This window comes from Candidatus Paracaedimonas acanthamoebae (assembly GCA_017307065.1).
GTDB lineage: Bacteria > Pseudomonadota > Alphaproteobacteria > Caedimonadales > Caedimonadaceae > Paracaedimonas > Paracaedimonas acanthamoebae_A.
Genome location: JAFKGL010000029.1, coordinates 1 through 22,586, shown reverse-complemented (window position 1 = coordinate 22,586; position 22,586 = coordinate 1). Strand labels below are relative to the sequence as shown.

14 protein-coding genes are annotated in these 22,586 nt (G+C 33.1%); 5 read left to right on the top strand and 9 right to left on the bottom strand.

Annotated elements, in window-relative coordinates; translation table 11 throughout:
- Both J0H12_06785 and J0H12_06780 read left to right on the top strand, forming a co-directional pair.
- The coding region (locus tag J0H12_06785; GenBank protein MBN9413609.1) for a hypothetical protein at positions 1-291 on the top strand (291 nt) is incomplete at its 5' end.
- A gap of 65 nt (positions 292-356) precedes the next feature.
- The gene (locus J0H12_06780) at positions 357-767 is read left to right on the top strand and encodes a hypothetical protein (protein MBN9413608.1); all 411 of its coding nucleotides are present in this window, start codon (positions 357-359) and stop codon (positions 765-767) included.
- 404 nt (positions 768-1,171) lie between these two features.
- Here J0H12_06780 and J0H12_06775 read toward each other — a convergent pair whose 3' ends face one another.
- Together J0H12_06775 and J0H12_06770 are read right to left on the bottom strand one after the other, a co-directional pair.
- A complete protein-coding gene (locus J0H12_06775) occupies positions 1,172-2,080 on the bottom strand; it encodes a hypothetical protein (GenBank protein MBN9413607.1) in 909 nt (302 codons plus the stop codon).
- Between the two features lie 42 nt (positions 2,081-2,122).
- The gene (locus J0H12_06770) at positions 2,123-3,592 is read right to left on the bottom strand and encodes an ankyrin repeat domain-containing protein (protein MBN9413606.1); all 1,470 of its coding nucleotides are present in this window, start codon (positions 3,590-3,592) and stop codon (positions 2,123-2,125) included.
- A 208-nt stretch (positions 3,593-3,800) separates the two neighbouring features.
- Between J0H12_06770 and J0H12_06765 the strand changes: the two genes are divergently transcribed.
- A complete protein-coding gene (locus tag J0H12_06765; GenBank protein ID MBN9413605.1) occupies positions 3,801-4,943 on the top strand; it encodes a hypothetical protein in 1,143 nt (380 codons plus the stop codon).
- 315 nt (positions 4,944-5,258) lie between these two features.
- On the opposite strand, the gene J0H12_06760 is transcribed toward J0H12_06765, so the two are convergent.
- From J0H12_06760 to J0H12_06750, 3 genes are all read right to left on the bottom strand, one after another.
- Positions 5,259-7,196, bottom strand: a complete 1,938-nt coding sequence (locus J0H12_06760; protein MBN9413604.1) for a hypothetical protein — start codon at positions 7,194-7,196, stop codon at positions 5,259-5,261.
- A 318-nt stretch (positions 7,197-7,514) separates the two neighbouring features.
- Positions 7,515-9,398, bottom strand: a complete 1,884-nt coding sequence (locus J0H12_06755) for a hypothetical protein (protein ID MBN9413603.1) — start codon at positions 9,396-9,398, stop codon at positions 7,515-7,517.
- Between the two features lie 105 nt (positions 9,399-9,503).
- Positions 9,504-10,463: a hypothetical protein gene (locus J0H12_06750; GenBank protein ID MBN9413602.1), complete on the bottom strand. Its 960-nt coding sequence runs from the start codon at positions 10,461-10,463 to the stop codon at positions 9,504-9,506.
- Between the two features lie 313 nt (positions 10,464-10,776).
- Between J0H12_06750 and J0H12_06745 the strand changes: the two genes are divergently transcribed.
- On the top strand, positions 10,777-11,901 hold the full coding sequence (locus J0H12_06745; GenBank protein MBN9413601.1) for a hypothetical protein: 1,125 nt from the start codon (positions 10,777-10,779) through the stop codon (positions 11,899-11,901).
- A gap of 63 nt (positions 11,902-11,964) precedes the next feature.
- On the opposite strand, the gene J0H12_06740 is transcribed toward J0H12_06745, so the two are convergent.
- A complete protein-coding gene (locus J0H12_06740; GenBank protein ID MBN9413600.1) occupies positions 11,965-16,326 on the bottom strand; it encodes an ankyrin repeat domain-containing protein in 4,362 nt (1,453 codons plus the stop codon).
- 334 nt (positions 16,327-16,660) lie between these two features.
- Here J0H12_06740 and J0H12_06735 point away from each other — a divergent pair, with 334 nt between their 5' ends.
- Complete coding sequence (locus J0H12_06735; protein ID MBN9413599.1) at positions 16,661-18,079, top strand: hypothetical protein; 1,419 nt, start codon at positions 16,661-16,663, stop codon at positions 18,077-18,079.
- Positions 18,080-18,477: 398 nt separating this feature from the next.
- Here the strand turns inward: J0H12_06735 and J0H12_06730 are convergent, their stop codons facing one another.
- The 3 genes from J0H12_06730 to J0H12_06720 all read right to left on the bottom strand — a co-directional run bounded on the left by J0H12_06730 (position 18,478) and on the right by J0H12_06720 (position 22,527).
- On the bottom strand, positions 18,478-18,732 hold the full coding sequence (locus J0H12_06730) for a hypothetical protein (GenBank protein ID MBN9413598.1): 255 nt from the start codon (positions 18,730-18,732) through the stop codon (positions 18,478-18,480).
- 155 nt (positions 18,733-18,887) lie between these two features.
- The gene (locus J0H12_06725) at positions 18,888-19,346 is read right to left on the bottom strand and encodes a DUF4158 domain-containing protein (GenBank protein MBN9413597.1); all 459 of its coding nucleotides are present in this window, start codon (positions 19,344-19,346) and stop codon (positions 18,888-18,890) included.
- 235 nt (positions 19,347-19,581) lie between these two features.
- The gene (locus J0H12_06720) at positions 19,582-22,527 is read right to left on the bottom strand and encodes a tetratricopeptide repeat protein (GenBank protein MBN9413596.1); all 2,946 of its coding nucleotides are present in this window, start codon (positions 22,525-22,527) and stop codon (positions 19,582-19,584) included.
- Positions 22,528-22,586: the final 59 nt, after the last annotated feature.

Below are 22,586 nucleotides of genomic sequence, written 5' to 3'. Positions count from 1 at the left end.
AATATTTATCGCCACTTCAAGTTAGAAGAAGGTCTTCTTACTGCCAAAGTAAAACTCTCGTATGTTAACAAGCATCCGTTAAAGAAGGGAAGAATCACAGCGAACCTTGTGGGGCAACCAGGGACTTTCTTGGCGTCTGGAACGAATAAAACCCAACATCAAGTCTCTCCAGGTCTTAGTCTTGATTATAAATCAAATTCAGGGTTCTTCATCTCAGCGGCGTATGATGCTCAATTGAGTTCAAAATATAACGCCCATGAAGTCTCTCTCAAAATAGGAACGAAGTTTTAAGAAGCAGAGGATGCATAGTTAGATCGATATTGGATTGTGTGTAAAATTGATAATAATCGAGCAGATTGGCATGGATTCGAGCGGTCGAAGCAACAAAGTTAAGAATGTTTAACCAAGCTAACACCCATATGCTTTCTTATATATCTCCCTATTTCGCAACGGTAAAACTTCTTCCTTCCAATGGAGATAAGCTGCCAGAGGATGACGTACCGGAATTTTTTGAACGTTTCCAGATGGGTCCTTTTAACATTACTACTTTAGGCGTGAAAAGAAATCTTTGTATGATGCATCCTGGATATCAGGATAAAATTGTTGATAGAATAAGTAAAGTACGGGTCCGTGAATATAACTCTATTGACGCCCTTGGCTTCTTTTCCAAAGCAGGTGAAGAATCTTTTATAGGGAACCCAATGGAGGAGAAGAGACTATTCTTGAGTTACCTAAAGATCAATATATGGCTGGAATGGACTTTTTGATAGCAAAAGGTATTCTTACCGGGATCAATTTTACCTTCTCGGATAATACACAAACAAAGTTTTTTGGCAACAGGAGGCAATGGCCTGGCAAACAATGCTATATTTTATGAGATAATTGGAGGGCAATTTAGCTGGGGCAATGGAGAAGTAGATCGCATTGTAGGAATAGTTCCTATGATCATCCATTTTAAATATAATACAATAGGCACTGTTGAAAAAAGTGATGGATTCTTCCAAAGTCGTCTGTAGAAAGTAGGGATTTATTGGATGAAAGGCTTTCAATGACACATGGCCCAAGCGCAAGTGTAACATTAGAAATTTTATTATCTCTTATTGAGGGGAGAGAATTGAAAAGTTCTCTTAATTTGTTAAATCCTGACACTTTCATAAGACTATTAATACAACTATGTAAAAAATTTTGCCCCAAGTAATTTACTTACTGATATTCCTGCTTTATTCTCTAAATCAATTAAGGCCCCTTTTATATGCATCAACTTTAATAACTTTAAAATATTGACCGTTTTTTCTTTCTCTTTCTCTTTAAACTTTAAATATTTATAGGCTAAAATAAGAAATGGTGTGGTTCCATTTGAATTTTGAATATTAACCCCAAGGGGATCAGCATTATAAAATGTCCACATATCATCAACATTTTCACCTTCTAGAGTTAAATCGGGGCCTTTCATGGCAATATGCATTGCTGTCCAACCAAGCTTAAGTCGTCTAAAGGTAGTTAACTCTGCTTGTGCCTTTTTTAATATCGTTTGAATGGTTTCACCCTTAGAATTCTTGGCTTCCAGATCTCCACCAGATTTTTGAAAAATAGATAAAACAGGTCTAATATCTGCAATTAATTCAGCCCTTTCTAAACACTTAAATGTGTGGAGAGCGAGCAGATGAAATGGAGAATTTTTATCTGAGTTTGGAATGTTAACAACCTGTTCCAGTAATTTATTTTGGCTGTAAGCATTAACAAGAATTTTTATAATACAGTGATCCGCTGTATCAATGGCTTCATGTAGAAAAGTTTTATTTTCCTCATATGTGCTACTTAAATCAGTTAGCGGTAATAAAACATCAATTGCCGCTTCATTTCGTTGCTTAATCGCATAGGCAAGTGGAGGAGCTCCTTTTATTGTTGTATCGTTAAGATTTGCTCCTAATTCTATAAGAGTATCTATAGGTTTCTTTTTTTCAAGAGCTTTAAACAGAAGTTTTGTTGCAGCATGAATGTCTTCAAATTTTTCAGAACAAAAACAAGCATTAATAGAAAAAAGAAAAAAACTGAATAATGAGAGTATAAAGTGTTTCATCAAATATTCCTTAAATATTGAATATATTATTAAGAAAAAAAATTAACGGGCGTAAGAGGTTAAAATGCTAGATTTAATTTTTTCGAACATCAAGAAAAAAATCTTTTGCTGACCTATAGAAAGAAAAAAGAAATTTCGACTTAAGAAGTGGAAATGATTGCCCCATAAAAAGGCTCTTAAGTAGCTTGCAAAATCATTATGTTTTTCCGTTGCGATTCTTAATGATTTAGCGATACTCTTCGGTTGAACGGCATCCCATAAGATTAACTCATTTATATTTTCTTCTTGTCGTTGATTGCGTTCTAATAGGGATGAAACCGCTTTAAGCTCTAAGATTTTATTACAATAAGCTTTCCAATAATCTGATTGTGTCGGTAAAGATTGTTTCAGAATATTTTCATCCAAAAGAGCTGAAAGATGGGCATTATATTGATAAAAATTCTTAACCGTTCTTGGTTCTTCTTCCATCGTTTCTACATTTACATCTGCACCATGCAAAAATAAAAACGTAAAAATACGCAAATCTCTGGAATAACTATTTTTAAAAGTATCAAACCAAGAAGTAAGCAACATAAGAGGCGTCTGCATTCTATTATTCTGAGCATTCACATCGCTCCCACAAGAAATTAAGACACGCACAATATCTTGAAAATTATGACGCGCTGCAATCAAAAGGGCTGTATCGCCAACTTTATTTAGGGGAACATCATATAACTTAAGAATTTCTTGATTGTATTGTTCCTGTGCACTTGGAATTATAAAATTTTTAATCCACTCATCAGACCACCTGCCTTCGGCAAGTTCACAGATATTTTGTTTTCTTTTATTTTTAATCCATAAGCTAGTCTGCAAGAAAGTTTGGGGATAAGACGAAGGAGGAGGGTAACTTACCATTCTCATCCCTAAAGTATTACCTTCATTGTCTCGAGTATAAATGTTCCTCTGGTATTCTATAAGAAGACGAAGCCTTTGCAGTTTATAAAAATCAAAATCCTTGTCTTCCCTGTTTTTTAAAAGTAGTGTTTGAACTTGTTCACATTTATTAGGCGGCAGGTCTTCAGCAAAAGTTAAAGCTGTATTTCCCCATAAATCTGATGCATTAATATTTATCACGGGTAAGGGGCGAGAAGCTTCAGCTATATTTTCTTCATAAGAAGAGGAAGAAGCCTCTTCAAGAGTTTTTTCAGAAGTTTTTCTTGTAACTTTTAAATATTGCCTCTCTGATGTGAGTAATTTTTCTAAATGGACAATTTTTCCTAATCGTACAGCTTCCATAACCGGCGTAAGGCCATCCTTATTTTGATGGTTCATTATTTCTTGATAAGCTAGAGGATTATTTGAAATAATATGAGTGATCAATAAATCGACTATATTTGGATTACTTGCATATATTGCATGAAAAAGAGGCGTATCCCCTCTATTATCTTGAGTTGAAATATTTGCGCCTCTCTTCAATAAAGTCTCTACATAAAGCTCAATCCCAAAGCAACAAGCCATAGATAAAGCTGTCAAACCTTCCGATACATCTTTTAATTCGAGGTCACAATTGTCCAGCGGGATATTCCAATAAAATGAGCATGTTTCTTTTGATTTATTTAAATAAGAAGTTAGAAAAGCTTTTAAAATAGGATTTTCAAAATTTTGTGAATCTTCTAAACTTAATAAAATTTCATTAGCTGCCGTCGTTATTAGCCACCCAGATGTGGATCACTATAATTTAGTGTCACATATTTTTGCTCAAAATGTAGATTTTAAAATTGGTACGATAGTTTTAGGTGGCCGATGGCAACAATATGATGTCATACTTCAGAACTGGTTAAAGACTCATTACTATGATGATAATTCTACAAATAAAATTAAAAAAGTTATCTTCACTGGTGTCATAAATGGACATTTAAAAACAACAAATAGAGATTCAGAGCTATCTTATGCGCGTGCTTATAGCTCAAGGTTTTCAAACTGGACGAAGACAGAAAAAGAGATAGAAAAAACCCTTCAATTTAAAGGAAATTCTCCTCAAAAGCCTACCATTAAAATTTTAGCAATGAATGTCGGATACAAAGAGGCCGATAGTGAAGATGATAGCAACACAAGTTCAATTGTTTTGCGTATTGAAGGAAAAAAAGCATTGTTTACTGTTACGGGGGATGCTGATGGTTGTACCTGGGATTTTATAGAGGGGTGTTACCTTGGAGATACGGCAAAATTAGAAACAGATTACCTTTTATTAAGTCACCATGGAGCATTGAGACATGGATGCTCTAGAGAATCTACATTAAAAATTCTTAAACCAAAAGTCTGCCTTATAAGTACAGGTTGTTTTGGAGGGAATTATTCTCATCCAAGTGGAGAAATTATTGAAAGGCTAGTGAGATTAGGTACTCTAAGTAAATTTGGAGAAAGTTATCCTCTTAGCTTTTATAAAGGAGCTCCTTCTACTCGTATGAGAAAAAATTATGAGGAGATGATTTGCTCAACAATAGATGATGGGACTATCACCTTTAAACTTATTGAACCTAAAGACATTAAAAAAATATTCGTTTCAAGAAATAGGAAGGAATTTATTAAAGATAAACAAGAACAAGTTATTTATTTTGAGTTAGATGTAGATGATGTTAATCACCCCTGTCTTAACTATGATCCTACAGTAAAATCACGGAACCAAAATAGTCTGCAGAAGCAATTAAATGCGATCAGTGCTCGACATCCTGGAGAAAAAATAAAATACTTTTATAAACACTCTTCTATGTATAATTTAATTCTATCTCAGTATGAGATTTTCACAATTGAGGAAGGTGATATTTATTATCTAAGGGATCTAATGACACATACAATAAGTAAAATCAAGATTAAGGAGGGATAATTTATTTAATTTTTTGATTAATTTTTTAATTCATTTCGTATGACTTATGGTTTATAAATGGCTTCTCTCCTGTATGGTTGGAAAATATGAATTTTATTCCAAAGAACAAAGCATTAACTTCCAAGCGATAATTCAAATACTCTTAAGCTCCCCAAAAATCAATTTTTCTTCGCAAATCAAGGCGTAGCAACGGTCTCAGCTATATTGCCAAAATTTCGTGGCTTCGGGCAAAAAACCCCTGATAGTAAAACTTATCTCTATCATTTTGACTACCAATATCATTTCCATTTCTTATGAGAGAAAATCATATAAATGTTACGGGTTTTTATATTTTTCTCGTAAAGCAGTTATTATAAGATTGATCCTATTAGCATTTGCTCTGAATTTATTAAGATCATTTTCCTTAATTTGTTCTTTATAATGGCTTATATCCAATGAAGTTATTGTCGGGTGAATTTTTATTGATTTTGCTAAATTAAGAAAAACATTACTATCATATACTAGTGATTCTATGAAAGGGTCACCCACTCTTTCACGACCATCACGATGACATAATGCTGCATATGCTAGACCAAGCGTTCTCAAATTTGTTAATTTAGGTAATAAATCAATTAGTATTTCTAATCCTTCAAAATATATAAAATTCTTACTAAGATTGAGTACTTGTAAAGTTTGTAAGTTGCTTATAGCGCTTGCTAGTAAAGGAAAACTCTCATGATCGATGCTACACTCACTCACATCTAAGATTCGCAATTGTAGTAATTTCGGCAAGCTTTCACATAAAGAATTAAAAGGATTAAAAGCTGATAAATGCACTTTAGAAAAATGCAGCTCCTCTAAGTTTATGCAGCTGGCTAAATAATCAAATATGTCTGAAATCTCTGTACCTGATGTTATGGTAATAGGATCATCTGCAAAGTCAGGTAATTCAATCCCAAAGTAATTTTTTGAAAAATTAGCTTTTTTAATTTTCAGAGAATTTGCTCTCGTTAATTTAGCTGCTAAAGCAGATCCTTGTTGATGAGTGAGGCCATAATCAGAAAACTTCGCCTCTTTTAAATGGGTAAAAGTATGACGCACTATTCCCTCTTGATCTTGATCTCCTAAATCTGGTTCATCAATGACTGCTATTAACTGATTAGGACCTTCTGAAGATGGTATCAAATCACCCCCATACTTTAAAAGACTATCATCTACAAATTCCCCAACTTGAGGACCAGAAACAGCATATTGATATCCCCGAACTTTAGTATAGGTTGTTATATCTTGATATTTACTTTTATATTCATTTTTCCCATAAATTCTATTGCTATGAGCTACGACGATAAATGGAGTTGATGTAAGAGACTTATTAGTGTTAAAAACTCGATTAAGCGCTCCCATAAACAATGGTTTTAGGATTGCTTGATTATCAACAAGAAATTCCTGACATCGACTGCACATATCTAGAAAAGAGTAATAACGAAGTCCTATGGAAATTATATTATCGTAATTATTTTTAATTTTTAGAAAAAATGAACTAATTAAAGTAGGACTCGTTATAAGAGCAAAAACAGCATGAACTTCAGAATCATAATTATTCTCTAATCCTCTTACCTCAGAAAATTTCCGAGCCATAGTTTTTCGGGCATTACCATTTATTGAAATATTAAAAGGATGAAAATACACATGGTGAGTGTTTTGCTGCGAATCCTTTACAGCAAATGGAGCATTCTCTGATAAGGCTGAAATTTCTTCACGGTCTCTCTTATTCTTATTACCACTCGCACTTAAAAAAACAGCATATTCGCCAGCATTAAGTGTTAACTGACGAGTTGTTCTATCGAAGTATATAGGGTGGGATATTCTTTTTATTTTTAATGTTAAACCAGTTGATTCTAAAACAGTAGCATCAAGCGCAAGTATCAGAAAATTAATATTTCCAATACTTGTTTTCCGATAAACTGTTTGATTTATACTTCCTAGAAGATAATGTAATTTTCTATCATTATTATCTATAGTGGGTATTTTATAATCTTCACTTCCAAAACGTAGGTGAGAATGATCATCTATAATTACAGGAGAATGAAGTTCGTGTAAATTTATTGGCCTGGTAGATGTGCTATCACCTTGTTCAATGAGGTAAGATGATATTACCCTTTTTTGTTCATCATCAGAGCGAGCACTCCCATATAAATGTAAGTTGAATAATATTAAACAAGAAAAAAGATAACAAAAAAATTTCAGTAATTTTTGACATATAATTGAGTACATTACACCCCCCTATCAGCTTTTCTAATAAAATGAATTATTATTTGGCTTAGGTCAAGACATGGATAAAAGAACTCTATAATATATATGTAGTTCTTTTTTATCAAATTAGCTTTTATACGGTTTCTATTTAAAGAATAAAGCATACTACATTATTAGCTGTTCTAAGTACGCCAATTCGCATCCACAAAGTTGATCTTTATTTTAATTAAACGAAAGTGCTATTCTTTTATGTTCGCTCTCTTCATAATGAAGTTTATTAAATACAATAATTATCTAATTCTTGTATGATAATTTCATAAATTTAAATAAGCCAATCTTTTATTTTTTTAAAAACCAATGGTATTTACCGCTTACTCTTTCAAAGTAACCTTCTTCGACTTTCTTTAATAAAAAATCTGCAGTCTTTCTTAATTTTGATCCTTCAACATATTTTTTAATAATATCATTTAATGTATCTATTATATTTTCAGCATGATTTTTTGAAGCACGCGTTGCACTTTTATTCAATTTAAGCGGAATATCCTTTGAATCACTAACTGGATCACTCCAATGAATATAGCCATATATTTTTAATAAATTTGCTGCATCGATAGTTGATTGAGATATTTTTCCTTTTCCATCTGCAGAACTTTTTTGCGGATTACAATACTTCCCGATGATTCCAATCCTATCAGGTATAGACTGTAAGGTACTGGACTTATCTTTTTCTTTTGAAATAGCATCTTTAATATCTTTCATATCTTGTGGATTTGCATCTTTAGATAAAATGGTTGTTAAGTATAGCAAAACTAGCTCTGGATCTAATATTTGTTGTTGTTTAGGTTCGTCCTTTTTAGCATCTGAGAAAGATCTACAAAATGTTTCTGCTTCAGACTTAATTTCTTCTTCATTAGGTCGTGCAGATAAATGATCAAGATCTATAAGATTAGTATCTATTTCACTCAGCTCTTTCTTAATATCTAAGTCACCATTAAAGAGACGTTTAAATTTTATTATAGCTTCAGTTTTCAAATCTCCCTCTATTTTAGCTGCAGCTAAAATTCGATCTTCTTCTTCCCTAGAAACTTTAGAACGTATGACTGCTTTTGATGCATACATTGGTCTGGGATGCTTGAGCGGTCTAATGTTAAGTGACATCTGCGCAAAATATGGAAAGAATTCTCTAATATTGATATTATTAGCATAAAGAGTAGAATCTTTATGATCTAAGCATTTCCGCGAACCTTCATATTCTTCTAAAGATGAAGCTTCCATAAAAAGTGTCAAATTTTGTTTCCCCTCACATAAACCCTGTTCTGAGCATCTCTGTCTGATTAAATTCCAATAATATCCATCTTTAATTTGTGCTCTATGCAAACTTTTTGCACATCTCGCACAAGGATCGTAATAAGTTGAAATAACAAACACTAAACATTCAAGATTAATATCTATTTCTGAAGAAGTTTTTATATGTTTAATCCAATCATCTTGAATTAAAGCATAAAATAAAATTGCAAGTTCGGTATGGTAGTATTCTTTTCTTAAGTCTTCTTCACATGCGGTTAAATCCTGACCTTGTAGTCCACCTATAAAAGAATTTACATCTATTGGATTTGAAGGTGATGAATTGTCATTTGAGACTTCTGCGAAAGATAAAAACCCATTCTTTCCCAATGATTTACTTGTAAAAATATAAGGTATATCAAAAGTTACTAACTGAGTTATTCCATCTGCTATTCGCAAAAGCGCATCTATTCGAGCTTTCGCAAAATTGATTTGTTCGTCTTTATGTTCATCAATATGTTTTTTAACAATCATTGCACTTTGTGTATGCCATTGGTGGGTAGAAACAATTTCATGATCATCATATTGATAATCCAAATTTTGGCACCAAATTCCACGCTCTTCTGGAATAGAGACAACCTCTATAGCACTATGTTCTAGTGGAAATTGATAAGCATGTTTTGAAAGTTCTGCTTCTTCAATTTTAGGTCTTTTAAGCGCAACATCTTCTAGTTTAACTGGGCTTTCTGGGTTTTTTTTACGATTGGGTGTAGGAAGCTCATTATCGAGAGCTTCATAGTTTATTGAACTCCCAAAAGAAGATACTCCTTTTTCAGATAAGACTACGTCATCTGTTAAAGAAGTTGTTGTTGTAGCATAGGTTAATTGTCCAGTGAGGTTAACAAATACCCCTAATATAATTAGAAATAGTTTATGCACTGTATTTTCCTCTCCCATCTCAAAAAAGAGGCCCTTGCTAGGTATTTCTAGAAAGGGCACTCCAATTTATAAATTACTTTTTATATTTAAAAAATTTAAGTTTCATTATGGAAGTTCTAAGATTATTTCATAAGGATAGTAATCACTAAAAAGAGTAGAATTTGATACTTCTCTTTCATTTTGGCTAATACAAAAACCTTCAAAACCATTTCTACAACTCATCATTTTAAATCGCTCTAAGAAAGGATCATGAATGCTGGCTTGGTAATTTTCAATGTATTGTTCTTTGAATAAATCTGGCCACTCGCTAGAAATTAATAAAGATACAGACGTCATAAATTTATATCTTGTCTGTCCTCTTTCACGATCAAGGGGAGTAAGTTTTAGATTTTTTAATCCCTTAGAAAGTCCAGTTATACCTTTTTTTGGGGCTCTTGTATCTTTATAAAAAGTATGGGTAAGAAAACTAGTAACTTGGCCTGTTGAGATAAATAAAGGTATTTCTTCACATTCTTCTACTGAAGGATAAGGATATGATGGTCTTTTTAAAATTGCTTCTGGCGTATATCCATCCATTTCAAAATCCTCGGGATATAGACTACATGCTAACCTATCAATTCTAGATTTTTGCCACCACAAACTCATTTGATGTTGTTTTTTATTAAGTTTTGCTTCTCCTGCTTTATCTTCAACAATGACATACTTTACACTGCTATCCTCATCATTAATTTTATAAAGTGCATCTACACCATGAGAACTTCCATATTGACTACTTAAACGTTCCCAATTTTCATCAATATTTTCAAATGCTGAACCAGAAAGAATTTCACCACACACACCTTTTCTTGAACTACATCCGCCATCATATCCACATGACTCAACGAAATCTCTCGATACACATGAGTTAATACCCGAAATTTCATTATCCCCATACGTTGCGCTAAAAATAGGATAAGATTGAGGAATACTCATGTCTTCATCATATATTTTATATTGATAGCTCGAAAAACTTTCAGAAAAGCTTATGAAGAAACCCATAAAAATAGTTAGTAATTTTAGACCCATTTATTCCCCCCATAAATTTAATAATTAGAAACTAAACAACTATTAAATCTAAGACTGAAGATTCAAGTTATCCATGAGTAAAAACTACTTAGGTAGAATTTTTGATCATCTAGTTGTTGTTATTCAATTTATTATCGCTTGATATTGAAAGTATCTGAGATTTGTATTTTTAAAAAAACTTTTGGCGAATGGCGATTCGATAACTTTGAAATTATGTTTTTTAAATAAATATTTACGTTGAAGAATTTTTTAATTAGCCAAAAAAGCATTCTTCTATTAGATTTAATAATCTAGCTAAAAAGGATTTCATGACATGTATAATTTAGCAAAATATGTTTTACTCACGTATATTTTAACTTGTTGTAATAGTACTTATTGTACAGATGATTCTTCTTACATAGCCGCTGATTCATTCTCGACAGAACGCTTGACTTTTCACCGCATACGCTCAGCACAACAAGATATAGAGAGCTATGAAGCGATTTATAAGGATAGTGGTTTCAGAAATACGTGGTTTATGGATGTTCCCACTCTACCAGACAATTTATACACCTCTTCAGATCATGGTTCAATCCAAGAATATGATATAAAACGTTTACAAGAAAAAGATCAGCATGGCTTTTATAACCTTCCTATAAGCTTTGCAGACTACAATGTTCATGATTCACGTACCCAAGAATTAGTAGGAAGATTTATTCTAAGAAATGAAAGAGTTGTAAATGGAAGAATTGAAAAAGGAATTTATATTCTTAAAAGATTTAGGAAAAATGGTTTTAGCGTAGAAGCACTTTCAGGTATCCTTAGAGAAATTATTCAACCTGCTATTGGTAAACCATTTGCAACCGGATATTGCCAAGACCTTAATTATCCTAATATTTTTGAAATAAAACGGCATGATAATTTCCAAGGAGTTTTTTCCAAAATATCACCTTGGTACAATTATCCTTCCTTAGCATCAAGCCACAAAGCTGATTGTGTTTTACGTTGGGAAAATTTCACACCAGTCACTTACTATCCATCAGGTGATGAAGCACATATGGATCAATATGATATGAAGTATTTTAAAGCAACAATTCAAGTTTTTTTCCAAATAAGTGAGTCACTTCACGCAAGAACCCCAACCATACCACCTCGACATTACTTTCCAAAAGATTTGTTCGCCATTTTAACGCCCCCAAATAACAAACTTATCAGAAATAGAATAGTAGAAAATCTACACAACCTCTTAATTACAGATGAAATATATACTATAGCTTCTACTATTGAGACGCTTATTTCCTTAGGTGAGACACCCGATCGTTTAAGAAATGAACTTTTTTCCGAAAAAGCTAAACATTTACTCAGTATTTCAGGGGATTGGAGATCGCCCTTATACAAACACAAAAGCCTACTGGAATCTTTATCAACAGATGAAGAGCATGATGATTCAAATCCTTAGTCTTCAAGGGGATTCAACTGATTAATTCTAAAAAATACATTTTAGCAGAAATACTACCTGAAGTTAAATAGATGCCCGCCTTCTTAAAGAATTTTTCTTTGAATCTCTCATTAAAATTTCTATAATTTCATCTCTATTTGCAACTTCAAGGGGAGTTTTGTTTAGATATGCCATTTTTTTCCCTCTCTTATTTACATCAGCTCCATATGAAAGCAAAATCAGCGTCGATCTAATACAACAACTTTCTGAAACAACATCATGAAGAACACTGCCATATTCTCCCTCATCGTTTGGGTTAGCGTCAGCTTCTAAGAGAAGTTTTATAATCTCATATCGTTCCTGATTCATATTTGCTGCTGCTAAAAGGGGTGTTCTTTCCGATATATTATCACGAGTGTGAATATTTGCTCCTGCTTTAATTAATATTTGGGTTTGGTTTATATTTCCCATAATACACGTTATATGTAATGGAGTCTGCCCACATCCATCTTGAACATTCACCTCTGCGCCATAAGCTAATAATAAGTTTAGCATACGTGGAACTTCAACATATTCAGCGACTGCATGAATGGGGTAGCAATTGGCTTGTTGTTTGTTTGGATTTGCACCCTTTTTAAGAAGAAGGTGAGCCACTGAAAACTGTTTCTTTGTTTTCCCACTTTCTTGTTGAAGGACTAAAACAAGAGGCAGTTCTCCTCTTACACTAAATAAATTAGGATAAATTCCAGAATGTAAGAGCTCTCTTGCTGTATTTATATCTAATAACTCTGCTGCCGTGTGTAATGCATCAGCTTTTGTCTCTCTGAAAATACCCATTCGAGATTTTAAGAAAGAAGCAGTTTCATGCCATTCATTTCTTTTTGCCCAATCATACGGCGTGAGACCAAAACAATCTTTTGGATCTGGTAATGAACCAAATTCTAAAAGCAATTCCATCATTTTCAAATTATCATTTTCAGCAGCAAAATGTAATGGGGTCCGTCCTTTATAATCACGTACATATGGGTTAGCCCCTAATTCTAAAAGAAATCGAGCTATTGCGAAATAATCATTATTAACTGCATGATGTAGAGAGGTCCACTTTTTCTCATCCTGGATATTAATACAGGCTCTCGCTTGTTTCCCAAGTTCCTCTATTTCAAAGTCTAAAAATTTTTGGTTTGAATAATCATATTCCCAAAATTCTTCTTCTGAAGGCTCCTCAAATTTGTAATCTTGAGAACCTGAGTCTATATCTTCCATTTCTATATCACTATATGTTTCATAAATTTTTCTCTTCTTTAAAGGCACGAAACACATATCCATATCAGTGAGATGTTGTAAAATTTTCTTGGCTGCTTCTAAACTTGTATTATCTAACGTATATAAGTTTTCTGGAATAAAAGTTGGTACTAAGGGACTTAGTATGTACTTAATATCGTAGATTATTCGATAGGCCGTATTTAATGTTCCCACAAAATCAGTTCGCCATAAATCATGGGTATTAAAATTGCGTCTTTCCCTAAAATCATTAAAACAGTAAATAAACGCTTGTCTTGATAATCCTAATGATTCTGAAAAACTTTCATCTTCTATTTTAGAATTTAGATTTTGAAAAATGCGATTGAGAATGTTTTGTAAGTGTAAACATTGGCTGAAATCATCCTGCAATATGTGAAGTACTTGCTCTTGATTGCCAAGATTAGCAAAAAATTTTTCAAGTTGGTCGATATCTTCTAGGATTCCTTCTAATGTTATGGTTCTTCCTTTTTTCTTTTTTTCTAAATTTTCTGTTTCACAAACTTTAAAAGCTTTAGATTCAAGTGCTTTAGGATCTTTTTCTTCTTCTAGGCTTATAAATTGATAAGAAGGATGATAAAGATAACGTCGTAAAATTTGTAATGCCGGAATATTGGTTTGAGTCCAATGAGGTTGTTTAAGAAGATCTTTCCATCGATTCTTTTTAGGAAGTTGAGGATTTTCTTGTTCAAATAAAATTGGTTTTTGAGTAGTAGAGATTGCAACTTTTAAATCACCTGCTAAAAACTTTTGAAGACCTACAATACGATTTTGTAATTTTTTTACGATTTCATATAATTCCTCTAGTATCTCAAAGAATAGCTTTTTACCTTCATTAGTTTGTTCAATGTGAACTAATTTTTCTTTCTCATAATCCTCAGGATGCTCAAAAACATTTCTTAAGAATTTTAGTGTGGCTCTATATTGTAATATATCTTGTTCTGCAGTTAATTTTAAGATGTTAGAATGAATAAAGATATTATTTAAGGCCTCTGCAAGAATAGTTATTGCTTGATATATGATCTCTAAAGAAGGGTTTGATCCTATATGATTAATGAAATTAGCTGCAATATTAGCGTTTTCTAGTTCGTAGAGAGCTCCCATAAGCATGTTAAAGGCAGGAAATTTTCCTGGTATTAGAGTTTTCTTTTCCTTGTCAATCGAAAGCTCACGCTCTTCAATTTTTTCTCGTCCCTTTCGTGCAAATTCTCTAACCTCAGGAGAAGAAATAGCTGCCTCTTCTGCTACTTGCATTGCAAGATCAAATCTTTTTTCATGTGTAAAGAGCGAATAACCCTGGATTTTGTCAATCTTTTTACTCGCGGATGTATTTAAATTTCCATAAGAAGAATAAGTTTTTCGTTCAGAATGAGAGACTCCTTCTTCAAGAGGTGTTTTGTACGTCTCTTTTTTACTTTTTCTAGATTTCTTTTCGACTTTATGAGGGAGTTTATACCGGGCAGTAATAGCTTTTATTTTTTTTCTTTCGAGGGATAAAATACTCTCTAGAATGGGTAATAAACTACAAATTTCAGGATAAATTTGATGAGTGATCGATTCTAATATTTCACTTGGTACCATTGAATCTTGTAAGCCATGATGCATATAGGCAAGCAGAGTCCAAGGTAATTTTTCACGAAATCGATCTCTAAGTGCTCTTTTATGAACAGAAATAGCATCAATTTGCAGGCTCAGATTTATGAGAAGATCCTTTGGTTTTAAAGTAGAAGAATTCTCTAAAAGTGTCTTTATATTCCAAAGTCTATAAAGATCATTTCTTTCCCACAAAAAATCATCATCGAGCTTTTCAAGAAGACGCAATTGTTCGTCAGTTAATAGTTCAAGAAGACTATTATTTGCCGGATTTGAAGCTGCAGAAAGTCGAATAGAAAGATCTTCATTTTGTAAATCTTCTAAGCTCTGATTAAGCTCAAAAACATTCACATGTGTGCCATTTGGTTTTTCTTCATTCACTTGTGTTTTTAATTTGAGGAACAACGAGCTAAGGTCCCTTAGTTCTCCTTCATATGTATGAATAAATTCAATTTTTGGTTGGTTTCGACGAATATAACGAGCTGTTTGACTAGCCTTTTTCACAGTTTCTAAATGGGATGCTCGTAAGACTTTTGCGCCTAAAGGGTAAGTTATCTCTGGTTTGAGAGATCCTGTAATAAGTTTCACAAGATCTTCTGCTGCAATCACACCACAAGAAATGGTATCCTCTTGTGCCTGCCTGCGGCCATAAAGACTCTTTAGATTTTTAATAGCAATGTTATTTTGAAATGCGGGATGGTACTCTGTAATTCTCTTTCTTATAGCTACTTCAAGTGTATTAAAATTATTATCTGCCATTTTCCCTTCCCCATAGGGATCATGTGCGTAAATCTCAATGTTATATTTATGTCCATTTTTATAGAGGCGTATTTCTCCAGTCAGCCAATGAACTTGTGTGATATTATAAGGAAAGAATATTTTTGCATAAGAATCTTCTTCTCGTCTGAATGCACACATAATTTCATCAAAGACATCTTTCTTATTTTCTTTAATTTTTTTAAGCTCTTCTTGAAATAAAAAAGAAATAACGCTTAATTTTTCTTCTTTTCCTGCAATAATATCCTCGATATATTCAAGCTTACGTCCACCCGTTTTGAGATCTTCAATTCTTTGCAGAAGATTAGTATAAGTGACCTCGGAAGATGTAAAACTGATAAGCTCTTCTAAAATTTCTTCTTTATCCTCTTTTGGATGCAGACTCTTGTCAAAATGATAATCAATCTCTGTAGATGAGACAGTTGTTCCTGTTGTAAGCGTTCTCGTATTGGCTTTACCTGCTGTATCAATTGCAGGTGTAATTGCAACGACATAACTTTTTTTATCAGCTGCATCCATAATAGGAGAAAGTTTATCTTTTTGGCTACTTAGTAAATAGCTATGGCCTGCAAGACGTGTAATTTGCTCACTTTGTCCGAGAAAGTAATCAATATACTCTGAAATATCATCATCACCATAATACAAATCGCTACTCGATTTGACAGACGAATACTCTGAGGTCTCTTGATAGACTGTATCGGAAGAATAACTTAAAGATTGAAGCAACATTATTTTGATTAAAAAAATGCAAAATAATGTTTTTGCTAAGGACTTCATTTTTACCTCATTATTTGGAAGCAGTTGGCTTATTTTTTTACAACTTTATTTTGTACCTAATTAAACTCATATCTATGAGTAAAATCTACTTAGGTAGAAGATTTATGGTTCTGTTGCAAAAATATTCTGTATATCCTTGTAAGAACACAACAGATAGACTTCGGCGTTGTGTACCAGCAATGCTGCAATAACATCCTACTAATTTTCATTTGGCCTTGATTTATTGTGGCGCCTTAAAAACGAGACTTTATAAGAGGTAAAAGAAAAAAATTCTTATAGTTTTAAAAAATGCGATTTCTTAAAATTATTTTAATTTCTAACAAAGGAGTTTGGCATGTTTTCTCTTAGATTTAATATCTTGATTCTCTCCATTATCAGTATAAGTTTTTTATTCATTTCAACATCTCCAATGTATGCATCAAAACAAAATGGCATAGAGTCTGATGCGCATGATCTAAAAAAAACAAAAATAACCCACTATTTTGCTCGAAAAACCATTACCCAAGTTTCTCATATGGCTTCTTCCAGTCAAGAGTTCCCACCTGCTTTAAGGACAAAGAATAGAAAACCTTTATCTTCCGATCTAGCAAAGGAACTTCCTCCTGCAAAAAAATTCAAAATAAAAGAGGTTTCCTCATCTGCACAATATGCTAGTTCAGGAATTGCATTGTCTATTATCAAAAAGGCTCCTGTAATAACAACGGTTCAGTCATCACAAGTAAATTCCTACTCTAATTTAGAAGATTTAAGTTTAAGAAGGCCCCCCCTGCAAAAGATAAAAGTAGCTAAACCCGAAATGAAGGTTAGTTTCTTGCACGGAACGGATGACCATATCCAAACATATTCAGATTGTATAGATGAAGCTAAAGAACAGATTATCATCGCGAGTTGGAATGTTAATTATATGCCACAAGAAATATTTTCTAGTCTTATGAAAGCTAAAAAAAGGGGTGTGCATATCAGTTTTGTTGTGAACTCAGTTAAAAGAGCTGCAACACTAGATTATTTCTTCAATGATGACGATGAAGATACCACATTCCAACTATTTGAAACTAAATCTCATGCAAAATTCTTGTTTGTTGATTCCAAATCTTTAATTTTAGGTTCATTTAATGCACTTGGAGAGGCTTTTGAAGAAACTGAAGATGCCTCATTTATGCTTAAAGGAACTATTAATCAATTGTGGCCATTTTACATGTCAATTTATGAGAGTTATACCTCTATAGGGGAAGAATTAAGCAGCATATTTGGTGGCATTGCTATGATTAGTAAAGCTCGCCATCCTAAAGAACGATCACTCTTACAAAGGTTTTTGGAAGATGGGACTAAAATCTTCTTATTACGTACTATAAAAGAACATGAAGATTTTTTCAGTTTAGCACCACGCCATGAAAGGAATATTACTATATACTCGCCTTTTAGTGCGAAAGATAATACCTTAAAAAGGTTACAAACTCTTGAAAAAATTCTGCCGACTGAAGCAAAAGTTAACTTAAAGGTGCTAAAACAATTTGAGGGGAGATTGATAAGTTTATTATCTTCGGTTCCTAACTTAAAAAATCATACATGTATTGAAGTTTCAAATTCTCACCAAAAAATTGTTATTGTTGGAGATCAAACAATTTGTGTTGGTTCATTAAATTGGCTTTCAGCTGCACAAGATGCAAAAGATCCTTATAGTAATGTCGAACTTTCTATAGTGTTACAAGGACCAAAGGCTGAAGAGTTCATCAAAAGCTATTATCATCATTAAGGTTAGGTATGGTTAATTTTAAGAACTCTAGTTGCTATAGAGCTAGATCCTTCTATTTGAAAACTATATGGAGCTACCTCATAAAATTAGATACGATACTTAATTTTGGTTTGTCGACGATTTTTGGGAAGGCTTTGAACCTTAGGACAAGAAACAATTGATGCCTAGCTGCTTGTTTAGGGATCATAGAAAAGTTTATCTATAGGACTTGAGATTCATGAATGGGTCAAATCCCATAAAGGTACGTATCTACCAATAAGAATTAGGAGAAACCTTTTCTCAGTCGTTTATTACCATGATTTTTATCACTCCCGTTTTTTGTGCTGATTATGCTGAAATTTTTGGAAGTTGGATTCCGGCTGTATCCTTGAGTTTTTCATCCAAGAAATCATATTCTCCTAGAAGGTTGGTGTGCGCCCATGACATCGGAGAATGCGATGAAATCGCTGAGAGCAACTTATCTTTCTGCTCAAGGCTGTCCATTCCTTATGATCACGTTTTGCGCCATTTTCAAAGGATTTTACGGCTGTTAAAAACGTATCGACCAAATTATCCTGAAGTCGGTAATATTGGTGAGTGATGAAGGCAATGACATGAACATAGCGGTCTTCTTCGCGACGCTGATTGAGCTGAAAAATATCGGATTTGATCACCGAATTGGCAAAATACCGAATGCCTTCATATCCCAGATCAAGAACAGGAATAAGTGGTTTCAGGTTATCGTACAGTGCTGAAATATAGAAAAGGTCAGACGTCCGTTCTTTGATCTGGGTTGGTTTTGTGGATTGTGAGAGTTTTTTGAGCAGGGTCAATTTATATTTAGAATATCAAGGCAGCGCCAGAAAATGAGTTTGGGCTTAAGCTGAGAGCGCATCATAGATGAAATTTCATGCTCAATGATTTGCAAAGAGGTTTCATCAAACCGCCTGTAACCGTAAAATTCCATAATAATTTCTTGATGCCAGTGTCGTGTGCTTTGCACATAGTGTTCCGATGCAAATTGTTTTGACTCAAGATTTAAGCTCCGTGCGACATAGCCTATATCATTTTGATGAAAAACTTCGGGTCTAAAAAGCTTCTTTGCTGCTTTGAAATAACCGCAGGCCAGCAAAAACCCAACCTTAGTTGATGGCTTTCGCAAGGTCGCGGCTTTTTCTTTTAGAGAATTCGGAAAATTGAAAAAGCGTTTACGTTCGACGCTGTTGAAAACAGGAGGGTCATCAAACATCTGCCGTTCGCTTTTATTTAAAATATTCATTCTGGACATGGCAAAATCCAATCGCAGCTGTTCTGAAAATGATGGTTTTTAGAACAAAATAATTCCCGGCACGTAAGGGTCTCAGCTTATCTTTTAAGGAATCACTAAGGGGTTGTGTTGCAGAACCCTACTTAGGAGCTATTCAAAATGTCCGGTTTATAAGGGGGCAACTCCATGCTAGACTCATTCGAGACAATTCTTTCTTGCTTAAAAGGGTACTAGGAAGAATCATCCTGAATTTTCTTTATGAAAAAGTAAATCTTTTAGTTTCTGAATTGAGAGATTTAAGCTTTTCTTGAATTCTCTTAATATGAGGTGAATCTTTTAGAAAATAAACTTTAGCAAGGTATAAAGCTTGCTCAAAATTATGTATTGCTTGAGCTTTAAAGTTTTTTGACTGATTTTTTCTTTCTTCCTTCATTTTAAGCGTTGATTTTTTTATATACATTTCTGCTAAAATTTCTAAAGCAAAACAAAGATCAGGATGGTTACTATTTTGAAATATTCTAATTGCTTTATTGATCAAATTATCAGCTGTTTCTATATGACCAGTTACAAGATAAACGTGCCCCAGGCTTTTTAAAACTCTAGCTGTTTCAACATGGTCTTTGTTATAATTATTTTCAAGAATAATAAGGCTTTTTTCAAAAAATCCTTTTGCATTTTCAAAATCTTCTAACTTTAAACAAATATTTCCCAAGCGTGCTAAAACCCAGACAACTTCAAAATATGATTCTGATAAGCTCTCAAGGGATTTTTCAAGAAGCGCTTTTGCTTTTTTATATTGCCCCAGGCCTTCATAAGTATGTCCCAAAGTTGCTAAAAGCCAAGCTCTTCTCTTATGAGTTTCTGAAAAGTTCTTTTTATAAATTTGAAGAGCAACTTCAAGTAAATCTTGAGCCTCTTTATATTTTTCAAGCTCATTTAAGGTGTTGGCTAAATATATGGCCGCCCATGCAATTCTGAAATGATCTTTAGGAAGAGACTTTTTATAAAGAGAAAAGCCTTGCTCTTGTAAAACTCTAGCTTTCTCATAATCTCCTAAACTTCTGTAAACTTTTCCTAAATCAACCAAATTGCGCGCAAAGGCAGTGTGATTTTCAAGAGATTTATTTCTGAAAATGGAATGGGCCTTCTCAAGAGTATTTTTAGATTTTTCATACATACCAATATCTCTATACACACTACCTAGATATGTTAAGTGCAGAGCAATTTTTAAGTAGTTATTAGGAAAGTATTTCTGGAAGGTTGCAATACTTTCGGTATGATACTTGATACTTTTCTCACCATCTCCTAGGCTTATATAAATAGATGCTAAGCAAGATAAAAACTGGCCAAGTTTATTTGGAGTTTTCTGATTTTCTTTTAATACTCCGATGGCTTGTTGTAATAAGACTTCTGCATCTTTGTAACGATTTAAGTAAAAGTAAATGGTACCCAATTCTCCTTTTATTAAAGCTCTAGCAGAAGGAGTTAGTAAGTTATTATGTCTTAAAATTCTCTCACAATGGCTGAGCATAAAAGGCATTTTTAGAACATCCTCTTTATGTACTATATCAAATATATATTTCTCCAATGTATCAATAACTTGTTGAAAATTGAAATCTTCTTTTTTTAAGTTTAATGTTTCCACGAGATAAGCTAAAATAATAGCTTGCGTACTACGATGAAGTGAAAATACTGAATTCTTAGCAGTAGAACATAATAAATTCTTTGTAATCAAAGAATACTTTTTTAAATGATAAATAAAACTATCCACTACTGTTTTTCCTGTATACATTTCTAGCAAATCTCTTGGTATATTTTGTGAATCCAATAAACTGATAAAAAGCGCAAGTCCCTCAAAATTTTTGTGAACGTTTATAAGCTGTTGCAATGATGTTGTAATAATATTGTAACGAGTTTTTGAATATAGACCTCCTTCTTTAAGGAGATTTGTTTGTACTTCCTCAAATTCAATGTTAGGCTGGTTTAAGTTTTCCAAATAACTATCAAAACAAGTATTGGTTGCTTTTAGGTAGTGTGCCGCAATTGAAACATCTAAAGGGAAAGGAGGAATTTTTTCTAAAAAACGAATAACCTGCTGACTTTGATCTGATGTTAACTTATCAGGCAACTTATTATAGAAAGTTCGACTAAAAAATTCTAATTTTTTATCATCACTTAACTCTTCAACGTAAATTACGTTTTTTTGCTTAATTTGAATATTGGCGTCTCTAGTAGTAATAATAACCCTACCGTTGCCCCAAATTAAGGAATCTTGAGGAAAGTATTCTTTGATTTCTGAAAATTTTTCAACATTATCAAAAATTAAAAGCCAATTTGATTGAACTCTTAGCCTTTCCATTACAAATTGATGGATTTTTCCTCCTCTTTCTTTCGCATCTTTAATCTCTTGCCGTTCTCTCAGAGTTTTCTTCTCCTCTTCTGTTTTTGCTAGAGCATAGGCTAAGTTTTCAAATGAGTTCCTCAAATTCTCTTTTGTCTCAGAATTGATTTCCCAGACAACCGATGATTTTCGAGCGTGCGCATATTGGCGAGCAAGAGTAGTCTTGCCCGCCCCGCCCATCCCGACAAGAGATACTATTTGAATTCCCTGCTGTTCTTTTAATTTTTTCTCTATTTGTGTTATCAATTCAGAACGCTTAAGAAGAATTTCGTCAGGAAGTGGAAGCTCTGATCGAATAGATTGACTTATCTGGACTACCTTCTCTGGGAGAGATGCTGTCTTATTAGTGCTAAATGTTAAAGACAAAATACTCATAGAAATTAAGCAAATAAGTCCTCCCCTATGAATCCATTTTCTCTGTTTTTGAAAGATATTTAAAGTTGTAAAAGATTTTTCTTTTGATAGGCTGAGAATAGAGTTATGTGCATAATTTTTAAAAATGTGACTACCTTCGGCGTCAATCATTGATGTAAGTTTCTCTAGATTCGTGTCAGGAAAAACTTTCTTTAAGATTTTTACATATGAAGAAAAATAATTTTTAGATTCTCTGAAGACTATATAGTTAAAACCATCTTCAAACATTTTCTTAAGAATATTTTCATTGATCTCCTTATTTAAGATAATAAAAAGCGTTTTCTCTGGTTTTTTGTTTTTTTGAAGCTGTTTAATAGGGGGGTGGGTTAAAATAGAAAGTGTACATGATGGGGATTTATCAATTTCTGTTCTTTTGTCATCACTCAATATTATTATTCCTGAAAGTCTAAGATGTCCTATCAGTAAATTAAAAAAAGAAGGTTTAT

What these genes read in the sequence shown, in the direction of transcription:
- J0H12_06775 (MBN9413607.1), bottom strand. Translation starts at nt 2,080, where the DNA reads ATGAAACACTTTATACTCTCATTATTCAGTTTTTTTCTTTTTTCTATT.
- J0H12_06760 (MBN9413604.1), bottom strand. Translation starts at nt 7,196, where the DNA reads ATGTACTCAATTATATGTCAAAAATTACTGAAATTTTTTTGTTATCTT.
- J0H12_06750 (MBN9413602.1), bottom strand. Translation starts at nt 10,463, where the DNA reads ATGGGTCTAAAATTACTAACTATTTTTATGGGTTTCTTCATAAGCTTT.
- J0H12_06745 (MBN9413601.1), top strand. Translation starts at nt 10,777, where the DNA reads ATGTATAATTTAGCAAAATATGTTTTACTCACGTATATTTTAACTTGT.
- J0H12_06740 (MBN9413600.1), bottom strand. Translation starts at nt 16,326, where the DNA reads ATGAAGTCCTTAGCAAAAACATTATTTTGCATTTTTTTAATCAAAATA.
- J0H12_06735 (MBN9413599.1), top strand. Translation starts at nt 16,661, where the DNA reads ATGTTTTCTCTTAGATTTAATATCTTGATTCTCTCCATTATCAGTATA.
- J0H12_06725 (MBN9413597.1), bottom strand. Translation starts at nt 19,346, where the DNA reads ATGTCCAGAATGAATATTTTAAATAAAAGCGAACGGCAGATGTTTGAT.